The following is a 14,744-nucleotide window of genomic DNA, read 5'->3' on the forward strand; positions in this document are numbered from 1 at the left end:
AAATGCGATTTCCCTTGTGGAAGCGACTGGGAGGCATCCCGACTTGCCCGCTCCCACAGGGGATATCACTTCAATTCAGGTCGTTTTTTCGACGGCAGCTGCCTGCTCTTCTTCCTTCAAGCGCTTCTTCTCTTCGATTTTCTTCAAGCGGTCCCGCTCCAGCTTGGCCGTTGTGTCTTTCTCGCTGCGGATCTGCGCATGGCTGAGAATGGCGAAGATGAAGCTGCCACCAATGATGTTGCCGCCCAGTGTCGGTGCGGCGAATACCAGCCAGAAGTCACTCCAGGACAACTCGCCGGCAAACACCAGATACGAAGCCTCGGCCGAACCGACCACGATATGGGTGAAATCGCCGAGGGCCATCAGGTAAGTGATCAGCACGATGATCCAGATCTTCGCGGCTTCCATGGAAGCAATCATCCAGACCATGGTGGCGATCATCCAGCCGGACACGATGCCTTTGGAAAACATGTGAATGACGTCGTTTTCCATCACCTTGCGGCCGATTTCCAGAAACGCCTTGTCAGTCTGACTATCGAAAATCGGCAAATTCAACATCACATAAGCCACCAGCAGCGTGCCGCACAGGTTGCCGAACAGCACCACGCCCCATAAACGCAATAACCGACCTACGTTACTCAAGGTCGGCTTGCTCATGATCGGCAGCACCGCAGTCAACGTGTTTTCGGTGAACAATTGCTGTCGAGCCAGGATGACCGCGAGAAAACCAGCCGAGTAACCGAGACTGGCGATGACATGGCTGGACTCGACGTCCGGCAGGCGGGACTTGAACAATCCCATGGCCATCAGCGACAAGCCCATGGTCAAACCTGCGGCCAACGCCGACCACCAGAGCGCTGCAACGCTGCGCTCCAGTTCATGATCGCCCTGAATGCGAATGGTCTCGTGCAGCACCGCCGCACGGGGAGGCTGGTTCTCGTCGACTTCGCGTTCTTCTTCTGCGGATAACCCGGGGGTTCTGCCTTCTGTTTTGTCTTCCATACAACATCCTTAAATGCGAGTGAAGGCGTAGATGTTTTAATGCTGCGCCGGGCTGATGGTTGAGACACAATCCACCGCCGGTCGTTCGCTGGTGAACACCCGGTTCAATCATAAAAAGCCATCATTAAAAGGAGAGATTCGTGACGTTGCAGATTCGTGAAGCTACCAGAGCGGATGCCAAGGTCATTCTGGGCTTCATTACCGAGCTGGCTATCTATGAAAAGGCCGAGCATGAAGTACTGGCAGACATCTCTGATATCGAGCGTAGCCTGTTTGACGAAGCGTCTCCGGCAAAGGCATTGATCTGCCTGCTGGATGATCAACCGATCGGTTTTGCCGTGTACTTCCTGAGTTATTCCACCTGGCTGGGTCGCAAGGGGCTGTACCTGGAAGACTTGTTCGTTTCACTCGAACATCGCGGTATCGGTGCAGGTAAACACCTGTTGCGCCACCTGGCTAAAATTGCCCACGACACAGGCTGCGGTCGTTTCGAATGGAGCGTGCTGGACTGGAATCAGCCTGCCATCGACTTCTATAAGTCCATCGGCGCGGAGCCGCAGGACGAGTGGGTGCGCTATCGAATGGAAGGGGAAAATCTCAAACGCTTCGCGCTGGGTGAAGCCTGAACCCTGAAGTGGCGCGGCAGTCAGACTGCTAACGTCACGTCCCCAGGAATGTTCAATGCTCAGTCGCACGTTGTTCCCCGTGTTAATGGCCGCTCTGGCGGGTGTTTCAACCGTTCAGGCCAATGAGGCTCTTCGTATCGAACGGCTGCAGCGCTGTGGCGATCTGTTGGGACGTGAACAGCAAACCTTCTGCATCGGCGTGCGCGGGCTTGAAGCCGGAGATGTACAGCTCAAACTGGACGGCAAGGCAGTACCGGTTCAGTTGCTTGAGCGTGACGGTGAGCGACTCAAATTGCGCCTGACCTCTGCTAACTGGCGCAGCGGACCGTTATGGCTGGAGCAGGCCGGGCAGAGCAGTAATGCTGTGTGGCTGAGCATGGCGGGCAGTCATGTATTGGCAGCCACGCCACAACAAGTCGCCAGGAACATGGATGGCCTGACCAGTTACGTCGATCTGGTCAGCGTGATCATCGAAGAAAAATTCCAGGGTGCAGAAGAGGCGGAGCGCATTGCGAAAAAGTACGGCTCCACGGTCGTCGGCTCCATCGCGCCGCTCAACACTTACCAATTGCGCCTGCCGGTGACTGACTTGGTGCAGCGCGACGCCATGGTGCTGCGCATGGGCAGTGAGGTCAGTGTCGATGCCGTGGTGGTCGAGGAGTCAGCCGCAGAATCTCCTGAAGGCGAAGCAGCCCCCAGCGATGGCAAGCAAGCCAAGCCGACTCAGGATCAGTGGGCGGCCAACCGTTTCATGGACGCGGTCAATTACTACCAGCGCAGGATTCCCGCGGTCACGTCGCCGATCAAGCCGGTGCCGATTCGCATTGGGATCATCGAGCGCGAAGTGGATTTTGATGCCCCTGATTTCTCCGATTACCTGGGCGACTGCAAATCAGGCAAGCCGCGCACCTGCCTGTACGCCCGTGACGCGAAGAAGCCCGACGGGCATGGCTCCACCGTGGCCGGGATTCTGGCGGCGGATACGGCGAAAGGCGGCAACACCGGCTTCCTTCGGGCGCTTGACGGCGTGAGCGATGGCTTCGAGGTGATTGTCGAGCGCAACTCGGATGCGGGCATCACCGCGAATGTCGCGGCCTCGGTCAATCTGGTGGAAGACGGCGCGCGGGTGCTCAACTGGAGCTGGGGACTGCATCGGGTCGGCGCGAAAAACGTGCAGGGCGATGAGGTGGATTCGTTACTTAGGTCTGGCATCGCAATGTCGGGCTACGAGGAATTGCTGGAAGAGTTTTTTCTCTGGTTGCGGCGTAAACACCCCGACGTCGTAGTGATCAACTCGGCGGGCAACGGCTCGTCGTTCTCCGGGACGGACGAGTACCGCTTGCCGTCTTCGTTCATCACGGATCAGTTGCTGGTGGTGGGCGGACATCAGCGCAGCAAGGATGACGATCTGCCCATTGATGATCCGGCTTACGTCGAGAAGCGCGAGTCATCCAACGTTGATAGTCGTGTCGACATCATGGCCGCAGCCTGCACACGGGCATCGACCCTTACAGCGGGTGAGCAAGGCGCGGTGCATTGCGGTACGTCTTACGCCACGCCGATGGTTACCGGGATTGTCGCGGCCATGCTGTCGATCAACCCGAAGCTGACGCCCGAACAACTGCGCATGCTGTTGCGTCGCAGCGCCATGCCTATCGGTGGCAACTTCGATTTCGAAGCCATGGACGCCGATGACCTTACGGCACCGATTCTGCCGTCTGAACGCAATTATCAGATGGACGACAAGAACATCGGCCGCTCGGCACGTCTGGACATGCAGAAGGCGCTGGATCTGTCGGTACAGAGCCTCAAACGAGAGCGCTGATCGGCTATCTTTGAACGGTTATTTGAGCAGTTCACTGCTTTCGATGCGTGTCACGCCTGCCGCCGTCATGTCTTGCCAGGCCTTGTCCAGCGAGCCGTTCATGTCGATGGCCCGACAGGCATCGGCGATGACCAGGGTGGTGAACCCGGCGGCTCTTGCATCCAGTGCTGACCATGCGACACAGAAGTCCAGCGCCAGACCGACCACAAACACGTTCTGAACGCCGCGCTCCTTCAGGTAGCTGGCCAGGCCTGTGGGTGTCTGGCGGTCAGCTTCGAGGAATGCGGAATAGCTGTCGATGTGCGAGTTGCAGCCTTTGCGCAAGATCAGCTGCGCGTGGGGCAGGTCCAGATCCGCATGCAGTTGTGCGCCATGGCTGCCTTGAATGCAGTGGTCCGGCCAAAGGGTTTGCGGGCCATAGGGCAGGGTGGTGATTTCGAATGGCACGCGACCTGAGTGGCTGGAGGCAAAGGAAATATGCCCAGCCGGATGCCAGTCCTGTGTAATGACCACGCCCTGAAACTGCTGGCCAAGCCGGTTGATCAGCGGCACCAACGCATCGCCCTCGGCCACTGCCAGCGCGCCTCCGGGCATGAAGTCGTATTGCATGTCGATGACCAGCAAAACGCTGTCGAGACCGAATGCGTTTGGGTTCATGGTGTAACTCCTGAATTCTGAAATGGAACGCCTTCCCTGTAGGAGCTGCCGAAGGCTGCGATGGCGCTGTATCAGAATGAACGCTTCGCAGCCTTCGGGGGCGGCTACAGGACTTTGGTCGAGCCAGAAAATATAGGTTTTCTGTCTGCCGCACGACAGCGGGTGTCAGGGATGACTCAACCAAACACCCGAATCGGCGCTCCAGCATCCCACGCCTGAATATCTTCAATCATCTGACTGAAGAACATCCGGTAGTTGTTCTCCGTTACGTAACCCACGTGAGGCGTTGCGAGCAGGTTATCCAGTGTGCGAAACGGATGCTCGACAGGCAGTGGCTCAACGGCAAACACATCCAGCGCCGCACCGGCGATGCGCCGCTGCTGTAGAATTTCAATCAGCGCGACTTCATCGACGATTGGCCCGCGTGAGGTGTTGATCAGGTAAGACGTCGGCTTCATCCAGGCCAGCGCCTGAGCATCTACCAGCCCACGGCTGCGGTCACTGAGCACCAGATGGATCGACAGAATATCCGCCTGCTCAAACAACTCCTGCTTGCTGACATACGTCACGCCCGATTCCGCAGCGGCTTCAGGCGTGAGATTTTCACTCCAGGCGATGACCTTCATGCCAAACGCCAGGCCGTAGCGGGCGATCCATTTGCCGATGCTGCCGAGCCCGAGAATGCCCAGTGTCTTGCCATGCAGGTCGCTGCCAATGCCGGTCTGCCATTGACCGCTGCGTAACGAATTGGCTTCGTCCACCAGATTGCGGGTCACGCCCATGATCAGCGCCCAGGTCAATTCCGGCGCAGCGTGCTTGTAGCTTTCAGTGCCGCACACCTGAATGCCCAGGCGCCCGGCAGCTTTGACGTCGATGGCCGCGTTGCGCATGCCGCCAGTCACCAGCAGCTTGAGATTGGGCAATTGGCTGAGCAAGGCTTCGTCGAAAATCGTCCGCTCGCGCATCACGCAAATCACATCGAAGGCTTGCAGGCGCGCCGCCATGGTGCCTGTGTCGGCGGGGTAGTCGTGAAGAAAACTGACCTCACCGATGCTATCCAATACTGACCAGTCCACTATATTACTGGCCACGGATTGCCAGTCATCCAGCACTGCAATTTTCGTTTGCGTCATCTCGGATTCGCCTTTTGCCACGTTTTTTAAGGTTGTGCCGTCACATTAGCGCCAGACAGTCGCTTAGCCAAACAGCCCGGCAGCCAGATTGATCGAAAATCCGAGGATCGCCGTGTTGAAGATAAAGCCGATCAGGCTCTGGGCCAGGACAATCTTGCGCAGTCCCGGCGTCGCGACGCCAACATCCGAGGTCTGCACGGCAACGCTGAGGGTGAAGGAGAAATACAGGAAGTCCCAGTAATCCGGATGCTTCTCGCCGTCGGCGAAGCGCAGAGCGGGTTCTTTGCCCTTCCATGTATAGAAGAGGCGGGCGTAATGCAGGCTGAAAATCACCCCGGTGACCAGCCACGAGCCGATCACGGTGAGTGCAGTGAAGGCATAGTGCAGCGCCCGGTCATTAGTAGTCATTTCCTTGCTGCCAGCCAGTTCCAGGGTAATTGCCGCAAGGCTGGCAAGTGCGGCGATACACACGGTGACCAGCACCAGCCCGGCGTTTTCGTCCTCGACCATGGAGATGCGTTCCGCATCGGCCGCGTTGGTGCGAAACGTGCGGATCAGGATCAATACCAGATACACCCAGACGGCAACGTTCCAGGCAATCAGGCACTTACTCGTGATGGAGATCTGTGGGGCGATGATTGCTGCAGCAAGCCCACTGGCGAGACCCAGCGCGGTGGCGATGCTCAAACGTGGGTGGGTGTGAGCGATATGTGACATGGGCCGGACTTCATGACGGATGATTCACGAACATTAGCACGGGCTTTTGTGGCGCAATAAAAAACGACGCGCAAGGGGGTTACGCGTCGTATGCCAGCTAGGCAAGGGTTTTTCAGTTTCTGTAGGAGCTGCCGAAGGCTGCGATGGCGGCCTGGCAGGAATACCGAGGTTCGCGGCCTTCGGCAGCTCCTACGGGAACGGCGTTCATTCATGGGGTGCTGGAAATCAACGCACCAGACACGGCTGCTTGTTGTTGAATTTCCAGTCCGGCACCAGGAACTGCATGGCGACGCCATCGTCGCGGGCACCCAGGCCCATACCTTTGTAAAGCTCGTGTGCCTTGTGCACTTGATCCATGTCCAGCTCGACGCCCAGTCCAGGTTTTTTCGGGACTTGCACGGCGCCACCGACGATCTGCAGCGGCTGGCGGGTCAGGCGCTGGCCGTCCTGCCAGATCCAGTGAGTGTCGATGGCCGTGATATCGCCCGGTGCAGCGGCGGCCACGTGGGTGAACATCGCCAAAGAAATATCGAAGTGGTTGTTGGAGTGCGAACCCCAGGTCAGGCCCCATTCGTTGCACATTTGCGCTACCCGTACCGAACCCTGCATGGTCCAGAAGTGTGGGTCGGCGAGTGGAATGTCTACCGACTGCAACTGAATCGCATGGCCCATTTCACGCCAGTCGGTGGCGATCATGTTGGTGGCTGTTTTCAGGCCGGTTGCACGGCGGAATTCGGCCATGACTTCGCGACCGGAAAAACCGTTCTCCGCGCCACAGGGGTCTTCGGCGTAGGCCAGCACATGATGCTGATCGCGGCACAGACGAATGGCTTCTTTCAGTGACCAGGCGCCATTCGGGTCGAGTGTGATCCGAGCATCCGGGAAGCGTTCGGCGAGGGCGGTAACAGCCTCTATTTCCGCATCGCCGCTGAGCACGCCGCCTTTCAGTTTGAAATCCTGAAAACCGTAGCGCGCTTGAGCCGCCTCAGCCAGACGAACAACCGCCTCCGGCGTCAGAGCTTCTTCATGGCGAACGCGGAACCAGTCGTTATCGGCATCCGGCTCTTTGCGGTAATCCAGATTGGTTTTGCCCTGATCACCGACGTAGAACAGGTAGCCGAGCATTTTCACTTCGTCGCGTTGTTGGCCTTCGCCAAGCAGTGCAGCAACCGGCACGTCCAGGTGTTGACCCAGCAGGTCGAGCAGCGCCGCTTCCAGAGCCGTCACGGCGTGAATGGTGATGCGCAGGTCAAAGGTCTGCAAACCGCGCCCGCCAGAGTCACGTTCGGCGAACGTTTTGCGAACGTCATTAAGAATCTTTTGATAGGTGCCAATCGAGCTGCCCACCACCAGTTGCCGCGCATCTTCCAGCGTCTGACGAATGCGTTCGCCGCCCGGGACTTCACCCACGCCGGTGTGCCCGGCGTTGTCCTGCAGAATGACGATGTTGCGAGTGAAGTAGGGGCCATGGGCGCCGCTGAGGTTTAGCAGCATGTCATCGTGACCGGCGACCGGGACGACCTGCATGCTGGTGATAACAGGTGCTTTGCTCAGGTTCTGACTCATTGTTATAGGTCCTTTTAATAATCGTAGCGGGCGGTCAAGAGTGGGCGGCAGTTGGAGCCGTTGGCTCTGCCGGGATCTTGCCGGGCTTCGGAGTATTGCGTGCAGCGAAAACGATAATGGCGGCAATGATTGAGGTCGCAGTCAGGCCGTACAGGCCGCCCTGAATCGAGCCAGTGTGTTGTTCCAGCAGACCAAACGTGGTGGGCGCGACGAAACCGCCGAGGTTGCCTACCGAGTTGATCAGGGCGATCACCGCTGCGGCGATCCGGGCATCCAGATACGCCTGAGGGATGGGCCAGAACAGCGACGAGGCAGATTTGAAGCCTAGCGCAGCAAAGCAGATCGCAACGAAGGCAAAGATTGGACTACCGGTGGTGGACATAAACATCCCGGCAGCAGCGATCAGCAACGCTGCGGCAACCCAGGCTTGCTGACGCTTCCACTTGGCAGACATGGCGGCGAAGGCGTACATGCCAACAATCGATAACAACCACGGGATGGAGTTGAACAGCCCGACCTGAATGTCACTGAGGTCGCCCATCTTCTTGATGATGCTCGGCAACCAGAAAGTAGCGGCGTAGATCGTCAACTGGATGAAGAAGTAGATCAGGCAAAACAGGATGATCTGACGATCTTTGAGCAGCTTGCCGATGGAGGCTTTGATCGGACTGGCGGCTTCACGAGCGCGCTGCTCTTCATCAATCGCGTTGACCAGTGCGTCCTGTTCTTCGCGGGTCAGCCATTTGGCATCATGGGGTTTTGAGTCGAGCCAGAACCAGACGAAGGCGCACAGACACACCGAGAACATGCCCTCAATGAAATACATCCACTGCCAGCCTTTCATGCCGAAGCCGCTGATCTGCAGGAGCAGGCCAGAGAGCGGACCGGAAATCAGCGAGGCAATGGCCGAGCCGCTGAGGAAAATTGCGATGGCTTTGCCGCGCTCGACACCCGGCAACCAGCGGGTGAAGTAGTAGATCACGCCCGGGAAGAAACCCGCTTCGGCTACACCCAGCAAGAAGCGCAGGATATAGAAGTGGGTTTCGTTCTGGATGAAGGCCATGCAGGTGGCGACGATGCCCCAGGTGAACATGATCCGTGTCAGCCAGATGCGGGCACCGACCTTTTGCAGAAGCATGTTGGAAGGGACTTCGAACAGTGCGTAACCGATGAAGAACAGGCCGGCACCAAAGCCATAGGCGGCTGCGCCGATGCCCAGATCGTGTTCCATGTGCGAGCGCACAAAGCCGATGTTCACGCGGTCAATGTAGTTGACGATAAACATGATGACGAACAGTGGCAGGATGTGGCGTTTGACCTTGGATACAGCTGAAACCAAAGTCGAATCTGCCCCATCACCCGTCCGGGTATTGGATGCGTTCAAGGATGAATCTCCCACTCGTTATTTTTATGCGGGTCAGGACAAGCTGCGGGCTTGTTGATGGACATCATACAAGTAGATGTTCGTCGCGCAAGAGGGGGATTGCAGATTTTGCAGGATTATTTGCCAGGTGATGTAGGCGGTTCAGCTGGGATGTGGCGGATTGGACAACTGACGATTCTGGTGATTTATCCTTTTAAAATCAATGAAATATGATTGATTTTCAGGCCTCATGATGTGCCTGGGTGCTGGGCTGATTTTTTTCGGTATTTCAGCGAAGTCTTGAGTAATGGGGGTTTGAAGCCCGTGTCAGTGGAGAGTGATTTCTTGTGTTGTCATACAAGTCGGATGAGTTCATCCAGCCTCGCTTGTATGACAAGTGCCCCATGAGCGGTGCTATGATCCCGGCAAAATTGGTGTCAGGACAGTCTCCATGCAGCAGCCCACGCGTCAGGCACCCAAGCGCCGACCTCACAATCTTGCAACCGATCTGGTGACCGAGCTGAGTCAGCGGATTCTGCTCGGCAAGATCCCGCCGGGGCAGAAGCTGCCTTCGGAAAATCAGATCGTTCGTGAGCACGGTGTCAGCCGCACAGTGGTTCGTGAGGCCATCTCCAAATTGCAGGCTTCCGGTCTGGTGGAAACCCATCATGGCGTCGGCACATTTGTGCTGGAGCGGGGCAACCAGACGGGTCTGCATCTGAAGGTCGAAACCGCCGCCAGCGTGCGAGACATCATCGAGTTGCGTATCGGTCTGGAAACTCAAGCGGTGGCACTTGCCGCATTGCGCCGCACTGACGAACATCTGGCCGCGATGCGTCAGGCGCTGGATGACTATCAGGACCTGTTGGCCAACGAAGACAGCTGTGTGGAGGCCGACTGGCGCTTTCACATGCTGATCGCCGAAGCCACCGGTAATTCGTACTACACGGAGATCATGCTGCACCTGGGCAACGCGATCATTCCTCGCAATCGCATCGCCTCAAGCGAGCGTGCGGGGGCCAATCTGGCGCACCACGGTTACCTGGCGAATCTTGAACACGAAGCACTGCTCGCTGCGATCCGCCGCCAGGATCCGGACGCCGCACGTGCGGCAATGTGGACGCATTTGAGTAACAGCCGGGAACGCTTCGCGCCGCTGGATTGAGTGGTTGCCCGCAAGCTGACGTGGGACCGGCTTTAGCCGGGAAGGCGGTATCTCTACCGACCATTTTTAGTGGCTGTACTGGCCTATTCCCGGCTAAAGCCGGTCCCACGTCAGAGTAATGCGCTATTTAGAAAACTTCTGCGCATCCCCCAGCACCTGCAGCATCACCCCCGACTGCCACTCGAAATAAGGATTGAAGGTCAGTCGCGCATGGACTTTGCCGGGCTCGCGGTAGCCCCAGTCCGAGTACCACACCTGATCACCGGCCAGACATTTCTGCATGTCCGGGGTTTCCTGGCCGTTCCAGCAGATACGCTGCTTGCCGTCCACGCCGTACAGTGGGTTGTCCGGAGAAAACAGCAGACCCATGTGCGAAAACTGGCTGATTCGGTAATCAGGCAGGTAATCCTTGCGAACCAGTACGCGAGGTGTGTTCGCAGCGTCTACCGGGCTGTCGCCGTACCAGATCAGGCGACTGGCCGGGTTGCTGAAGCGTTGATTGAAATTGTCCAGCACATAGTGGGTGTCCAGCACCGAGTCGTGTTGGGTGATGGCGATGAACACCGGCTTGTCGTAACGGCGCTCGCCCAGACGATCTTGCGCCAGCACACTGCTGCGATAGAACTGGGCAAAGCCGTTAGTGGGCACGTTCAAGTAACGCACCGGAGTTTGCAAGGGCCGTAACGGATCCTTGGGGCTGGCCAGCCAAGGGCGCGCCCAGGCGATCCACTGCGTCGCCCAGGCATAAGGGCTGTCGGAGCGAAAGGCAGGAGAGAACAGCACAAGACCGGCGATTTCATCGTGATCGTAGGCGTAATCCAGCACCAGGTTGGCACCCGTGGAAAATCCGCCGAGATACACCTTGGGGACTTCTCGGGCGAGAGTCCGGGCTTGCTCGCGAACCACGTCCTGCCACTGCTTCAGGGTGACATCAAGCATGTCGGATGGCTGCGTGCCGTGACCGGGCAGCAGCACAGTCCGCACCAGAAAGCCCTGAGCTGCAAGCTTTGCTCCGATGTCATGGAACGACCACGGCGAATCGCCTAGGCCATGAACCAGCAAGATACCGCCTTTGGGCTGACCCGACGGGCGCCACTCCTGCGGCGCATTCCATTGCAGCTCGGCAGCGTGATCGGTGGTCTGGAAGCTTCGGCGTTGCTCTATCCATTCCAGCGTCTGCTGACGATAGTCATCAAAACTCTGTGTTGGCTGATCGTTACTGGCCGATGACGCACAGGCCTGAAGTGCAAACAGGGCGGGGAACAGGCATACGATTCGGTGCTTGGCCAAGATCCGGGGTTCTCTTCAGCGTGTGATTACGAGATGAGCTGCACTTTGCCACGAGCGTCCCGTTTGCTGCCAGCTTCCGTCAGTGCTGTTAATGGCAGGCATTGAACTGTAGGAGCCGACGAAGGCTGCGACGGCAGTGTCAGGAAGATCGCTTTCGCAGCCTTCGGCAGCTCCTACAGGAAATGCGCGCCTATTCGTAAAAGATTCCATTTTATTTGCCAGTTGAATACGCAATAGCGGTTGATGTTGAGAACATCATCACAACAGTACCCTCATCGGAAACTTCCTACTGCGTTATCAGGCCAAGTTTTTTCAGGGTTGGCCGTTATGAGAGATGACGCCAAATGGAGGGCAATGTCTTGAACATTAACGGTATATCAAACAGTCAGGTGGGTTTGCAGCAGCTCACATCAGTGCTCAATAAGCAGCCAGTAAAGACAAGCGAAAAAATCATGCTGGAAGAAACGGTTGAATCTACTTCCAGCGTGGCCAAAGACCCCCCGTTTTATGAGTATCAGAAAGAGCCCTGGCTGACGGAACCCGGCTACGAGCTCGCCTCAAATCTAAAAGAGTATGTGGCGTGGAAGAGTATGGAGGTAATGCTCGACCTTGGTTTGGCGAAGCTCGCGCACGATAGTTTCATGAAAAAACTCGCAGACACCCATCCGGAGATTGCGAGCAAGAGCTTTGGCTTTACCCTGGATGCGGACGCCTCCATAAAGATAATCGACTACAACAAAGTTCTCACCGATAGTGAACGGCGTTTCCTGATTGATTCTTTGAGTAATACTGACGGATTAAAGCTACATTCAAAATCCGCAGCCAAGGGCTTCATGGCGCTCGTTGATCATGATCATGAGACCTTTGGCGGGCGGCATAAATTGGGTATTGAAAGTTTTCAGTTTGTAATCGATTTTGGCAGAATTTTGAGTCTGTCTGTTGAAAAGATGCAAAGTGAGTGGGTTGCGCAAATTCAGCAAAATGCTGAGCGGCGTGACTTTCCATACATCTCCTCGGAAGCATGAAAAAGTCAGTCTGGCAATGTTGCCAGACTGACGCCGGGGTTAGTTGCGCGGTCGTATCGTTTGTACAAGCCGTTGTGTGCAGATGTGCCCGAGATAAAAGGTATTAGGTGTCACGGTATGGGGGCTTAAGGCAAGATTCATTATTGCGTAATTTGCTACCTTGTAGTAGCTACGCCAAGTATTGAATCCCTTATTCTTGTCAACAAAGTCTTGGGCTTCCGTTCCGTCATAGCATCGGCCAAGTTCTATTTTTCGGGAAGCGAAACCGCTGGCGTCGCTAGTCAATAACAATTTGACGGCGGTATTTTCTTCACGGTACTTCAGTGCAAACAGTATCACGCCTCCCTCCAAAGGAGCACCCTTGGTATCTTCGAATTTCACCTCGAGTAGGGCTTCTTTATAAACCTGAGTCGCCAACCACCCCGGCTCGGTATAACCACTCGGGATCCTGATAACGCCAGGTTCGTCATGCAAATCGTATTTTTTGAGAACCGGGTAAGACCCGAAATTGAGTGAGTAGGCGATGTTTGTCCCTTTCTCTGGGTGACGAGGCATCACTCGGATAATGACTTCGGCTTCAGTTTTTAGACCGGTAAATATCTTGGTTTTCATATTTTCAGTATGCCATTCACCGTCTTGGTAATAATCGACTTTCCAGGCATTTTTGACGGGGTCGTCGCCATGAAATCCCAGGATTATATCCTGGCCGCGTTTGGCCACAAATCCATAGTAGTGAACCGGGTGCCTGCTGGTGAGCGAATCGTTAATCGAGTGAAGCTTGTCCTCCAATACAATGAACTTTGGCTCTGCAAACTCCTGGCTAGCTGCGGCTTGAGGTGTTACTGCGTCACCGTTGCGTGAAAGGGCGGCTGTTTGTTGGGTGTCTGTGCTGGCAGATGCGCCACAGGTTAAGCCTGCGGTCACTACTGCCAGAAGGAGCGCCGATTGAATGGGTGTCTTTTTAAAAGTATTCATGGAAGTTCTCTAATCAATTTATACAGGGCGGTATGCCACTGACAAAATCGACGTAATAGAGATTTTAATAACCAGTCAATCCAGGTTGTTTAAAACAAGACGTTTCCTACAAGTCTGTTTTATAGAGAAAGTTCCTACTAACTTATTGGAAGCAGATTTCAGAATCGGAAGGACGGGGAACTGCCTGGTGACGAACAGTAGCGCCGCGCAAGAAACATGACACTGGACTTTCGGCCGCCTACTGGCGTTTGATTCGTCTACGTTTTCCTGAAAAGAGCACCTGCAATGATCGATCACCTTGACCACTTGGTCTTGACGGCCGTAGATGGCGAAGCCACCAAGGATTTCTACGTCCGGGTGCTGGGCATGAAACTGGAAACCTTTGGCGCGGGACGCATGGCGTTCAAGTTCGGTGAGCAGAAGATCAATCTGCATATTCGTGGCGCGGAGTTCGAGCCCAAGGCACATGTGCCGGTGCCTGGCGCGCTGGATCTGTGTTTTATCGCATCGATACCGCTGGATCAGGTGATCCAGCGTTTACAGGAGGCCAACTGGCCGATCATTGAAGGGCCAGTCATGCGCACAGGGGCGACCGGCCCGATTCGTTCGGTTTATGTGCGCGACCCGGACCTGAACCTGATCGAGATTTCTGAGCGGATATAGCAATTTTCAGGGGCACTGGCGAAAACGACGGGTCCGCATAAGTCAGGGCGGCTTAGCGGACCAAGCCCAGTCGCTCATGCCATTCGGCAATCGACTCCTGCGGGTAACCTTCGAACTGCTTGTCGCCCTCATGTACGTGAACCTCAACCCAGGAGGCTTTGGAGTCCAGCAGCAGGTGGGTGTTCTCCGGCGGTGATGGCAGTGGCGTATCGATGGCTGACGCAAAAGGGTGAATCAACTCCGGCCACTCGGGGCTGAACAGCCAGAGACCGCTGCCGCACAACTTACAGAAATGCCGCTCGGCGCTGCTGATACGGACCTTGTGGTCTTCGCGGATTTTTGCGTGGTAAATCGAAATGTTCTCGCGGCCTTTGACCTTCAGGCTTTGCGCGTCACCGCTCAGGTTGATCGAGTAACCGCCTCCGCCTTGGGTCTTGCGGCAGATCGAGCAATAGCAGCGTTGATAAGGGTAGGGATGAGCACTGTTCAGGCTGAACTCGACTTCGCCGCAATGGCAGGAACCTTCCAGATGCATGATTTGTTCTCCTTTCAGGTCTTCAGAACGCCTGGAATAGCCGGGCGTTTTTTTGGCTCTGTCTCAGGTCTAGACAAGGTTATGGGCACTTTGCACAAAGCGTTCGTCGGACACCCACGCTTGAAAGGTGAGCAACCGGAAATATTTGCTGAGTTAGCGGGTACCTGCCTCAAGAACCCGGTTCGGCAGTCGATAGTTGATG

At 56.2% G+C, this 14,744-nt stretch carries 15 protein-coding genes; 6 read left to right on the top strand and 9 right to left on the bottom strand.

All coding sequences use genetic code 11. The annotated features are described in order from the left end of the window. Nucleotides 1-75: 75 nt before the first annotated feature. Nucleotides 76-1,002 carry a formate/nitrite transporter family protein gene (locus AUC60_RS00075; protein ID WP_087263825.1) on the bottom strand — a complete coding sequence of 309 codons (927 nt, stop codon included), beginning with the start codon at nucleotides 1,000-1,002 and terminating at the stop codon, nucleotides 76-78. Nucleotides 1,003-1,142: 140 nt separating this feature from the next. On the opposite strand from AUC60_RS00075, the gene AUC60_RS00080 reads away from it, so the two are divergent. Both AUC60_RS00080 and AUC60_RS00085 read left to right on the top strand, forming a co-directional pair. Then, the gene (locus AUC60_RS00080) at nucleotides 1,143-1,628 is read left to right on the top strand and encodes a GNAT family N-acetyltransferase (RefSeq protein ID WP_087263827.1); all 486 of its coding nucleotides are present in this window, start codon (nucleotides 1,143-1,145) and stop codon (nucleotides 1,626-1,628) included. Between the two features lie 55 nt (nucleotides 1,629-1,683). Next, nucleotides 1,684-3,453 (top strand): S8/S53 family peptidase, encoded by a 1,770-nt coding sequence (locus tag AUC60_RS00085; protein WP_087263829.1) that lies wholly within the window; start codon nucleotides 1,684-1,686, stop codon nucleotides 3,451-3,453. Between the two features lie 18 nt (nucleotides 3,454-3,471). Here the strand turns inward: AUC60_RS00085 and pncA are convergent, their stop codons facing one another. The 5 genes from pncA to AUC60_RS00110 form a co-directional block, all read right to left on the bottom strand. Beyond that, complete coding sequence (gene pncA, locus AUC60_RS00090) at nucleotides 3,472-4,110, bottom strand: bifunctional nicotinamidase/pyrazinamidase (RefSeq protein WP_087263831.1); 639 nt, start codon at nucleotides 4,108-4,110, stop codon at nucleotides 3,472-3,474. A 176-nt stretch (nucleotides 4,111-4,286) separates the two neighbouring features. Continuing rightward, nucleotides 4,287-5,243, bottom strand: coding sequence for a D-2-hydroxyacid dehydrogenase family protein (locus AUC60_RS00095; protein WP_087263833.1), 957 nt, complete (start codon nucleotides 5,241-5,243; stop codon nucleotides 4,287-4,289). Nucleotides 5,244-5,306: 63 nt separating this feature from the next. Next, entirely contained in the window at nucleotides 5,307-5,960 is a 654-nt protein-coding gene (locus AUC60_RS00100; protein WP_087263835.1) for a DUF1345 domain-containing protein, read from the bottom strand. 225 nt (nucleotides 5,961-6,185) lie between these two features. Next, the gene (gene gudD, locus AUC60_RS00105) at nucleotides 6,186-7,526 is read right to left on the bottom strand and encodes a glucarate dehydratase (RefSeq protein WP_087263837.1); all 1,341 of its coding nucleotides are present in this window, start codon (nucleotides 7,524-7,526) and stop codon (nucleotides 6,186-6,188) included. Nucleotides 7,527-7,560: 34 nt separating this feature from the next. Next, nucleotides 7,561-8,910, bottom strand: a complete 1,350-nt coding sequence (locus AUC60_RS00110; RefSeq protein ID WP_087263839.1) for an MFS transporter — start codon at nucleotides 8,908-8,910, stop codon at nucleotides 7,561-7,563. 51 nt (nucleotides 8,911-8,961) lie between these two features. On the opposite strand from AUC60_RS00110, the gene AUC60_RS27795 reads away from it, so the two are divergent. Further along, nucleotides 8,962-9,123 (top strand): hypothetical protein, encoded by a 162-nt coding sequence (locus tag AUC60_RS27795; RefSeq protein ID WP_158099080.1) that lies wholly within the window; start codon nucleotides 8,962-8,964, stop codon nucleotides 9,121-9,123. A gap of 217 nt (nucleotides 9,124-9,340) precedes the next feature. After that, entirely contained in the window at nucleotides 9,341-10,054 is a 714-nt protein-coding gene (locus AUC60_RS00115) for a FadR/GntR family transcriptional regulator (RefSeq protein ID WP_087263840.1), read from the top strand. A gap of 123 nt (nucleotides 10,055-10,177) precedes the next feature. On the opposite strand, the gene AUC60_RS00120 is transcribed toward AUC60_RS00115, so the two are convergent. Continuing rightward, nucleotides 10,178-11,308, bottom strand: coding sequence for an alpha/beta hydrolase (locus AUC60_RS00120; RefSeq protein ID WP_405622783.1), 1,131 nt, complete (start codon nucleotides 11,306-11,308; stop codon nucleotides 10,178-10,180). Between the two features lie 395 nt (nucleotides 11,309-11,703). Between AUC60_RS00120 and AUC60_RS00125 the strand changes: the two genes are divergently transcribed. Next, nucleotides 11,704-12,369, top strand: coding sequence for a hypothetical protein (locus AUC60_RS00125; protein ID WP_238599485.1), 666 nt, complete (start codon nucleotides 11,704-11,706; stop codon nucleotides 12,367-12,369). Between the two features lie 39 nt (nucleotides 12,370-12,408). Here AUC60_RS00125 and AUC60_RS00130 read toward each other — a convergent pair whose 3' ends face one another. Continuing rightward, on the bottom strand, nucleotides 12,409-13,158 hold the full coding sequence (locus tag AUC60_RS00130; RefSeq protein ID WP_087264472.1) for a hypothetical protein: 750 nt from the start codon (nucleotides 13,156-13,158) through the stop codon (nucleotides 12,409-12,411). A gap of 471 nt (nucleotides 13,159-13,629) precedes the next feature. Between AUC60_RS00130 and AUC60_RS00135 the strand changes: the two genes are divergently transcribed. Beyond that, entirely contained in the window at nucleotides 13,630-14,007 is a 378-nt protein-coding gene (locus AUC60_RS00135; RefSeq protein ID WP_087263845.1) for a VOC family protein, read from the top strand. Nucleotides 14,008-14,059: 52 nt separating this feature from the next. Here the strand turns inward: AUC60_RS00135 and AUC60_RS00140 are convergent, their stop codons facing one another. After that, entirely contained in the window at nucleotides 14,060-14,542 is a 483-nt protein-coding gene (locus AUC60_RS00140; protein ID WP_087263847.1) for a GFA family protein, read from the bottom strand. Nucleotides 14,543-14,744: the final 202 nt, after the last annotated feature.

Origin of the sequence: Pseudomonas caspiana, from assembly GCF_002158995.1 — a bacterium.
GTDB lineage: Bacteria > Pseudomonadota > Gammaproteobacteria > Pseudomonadales > Pseudomonadaceae > Aquipseudomonas > Aquipseudomonas caspiana.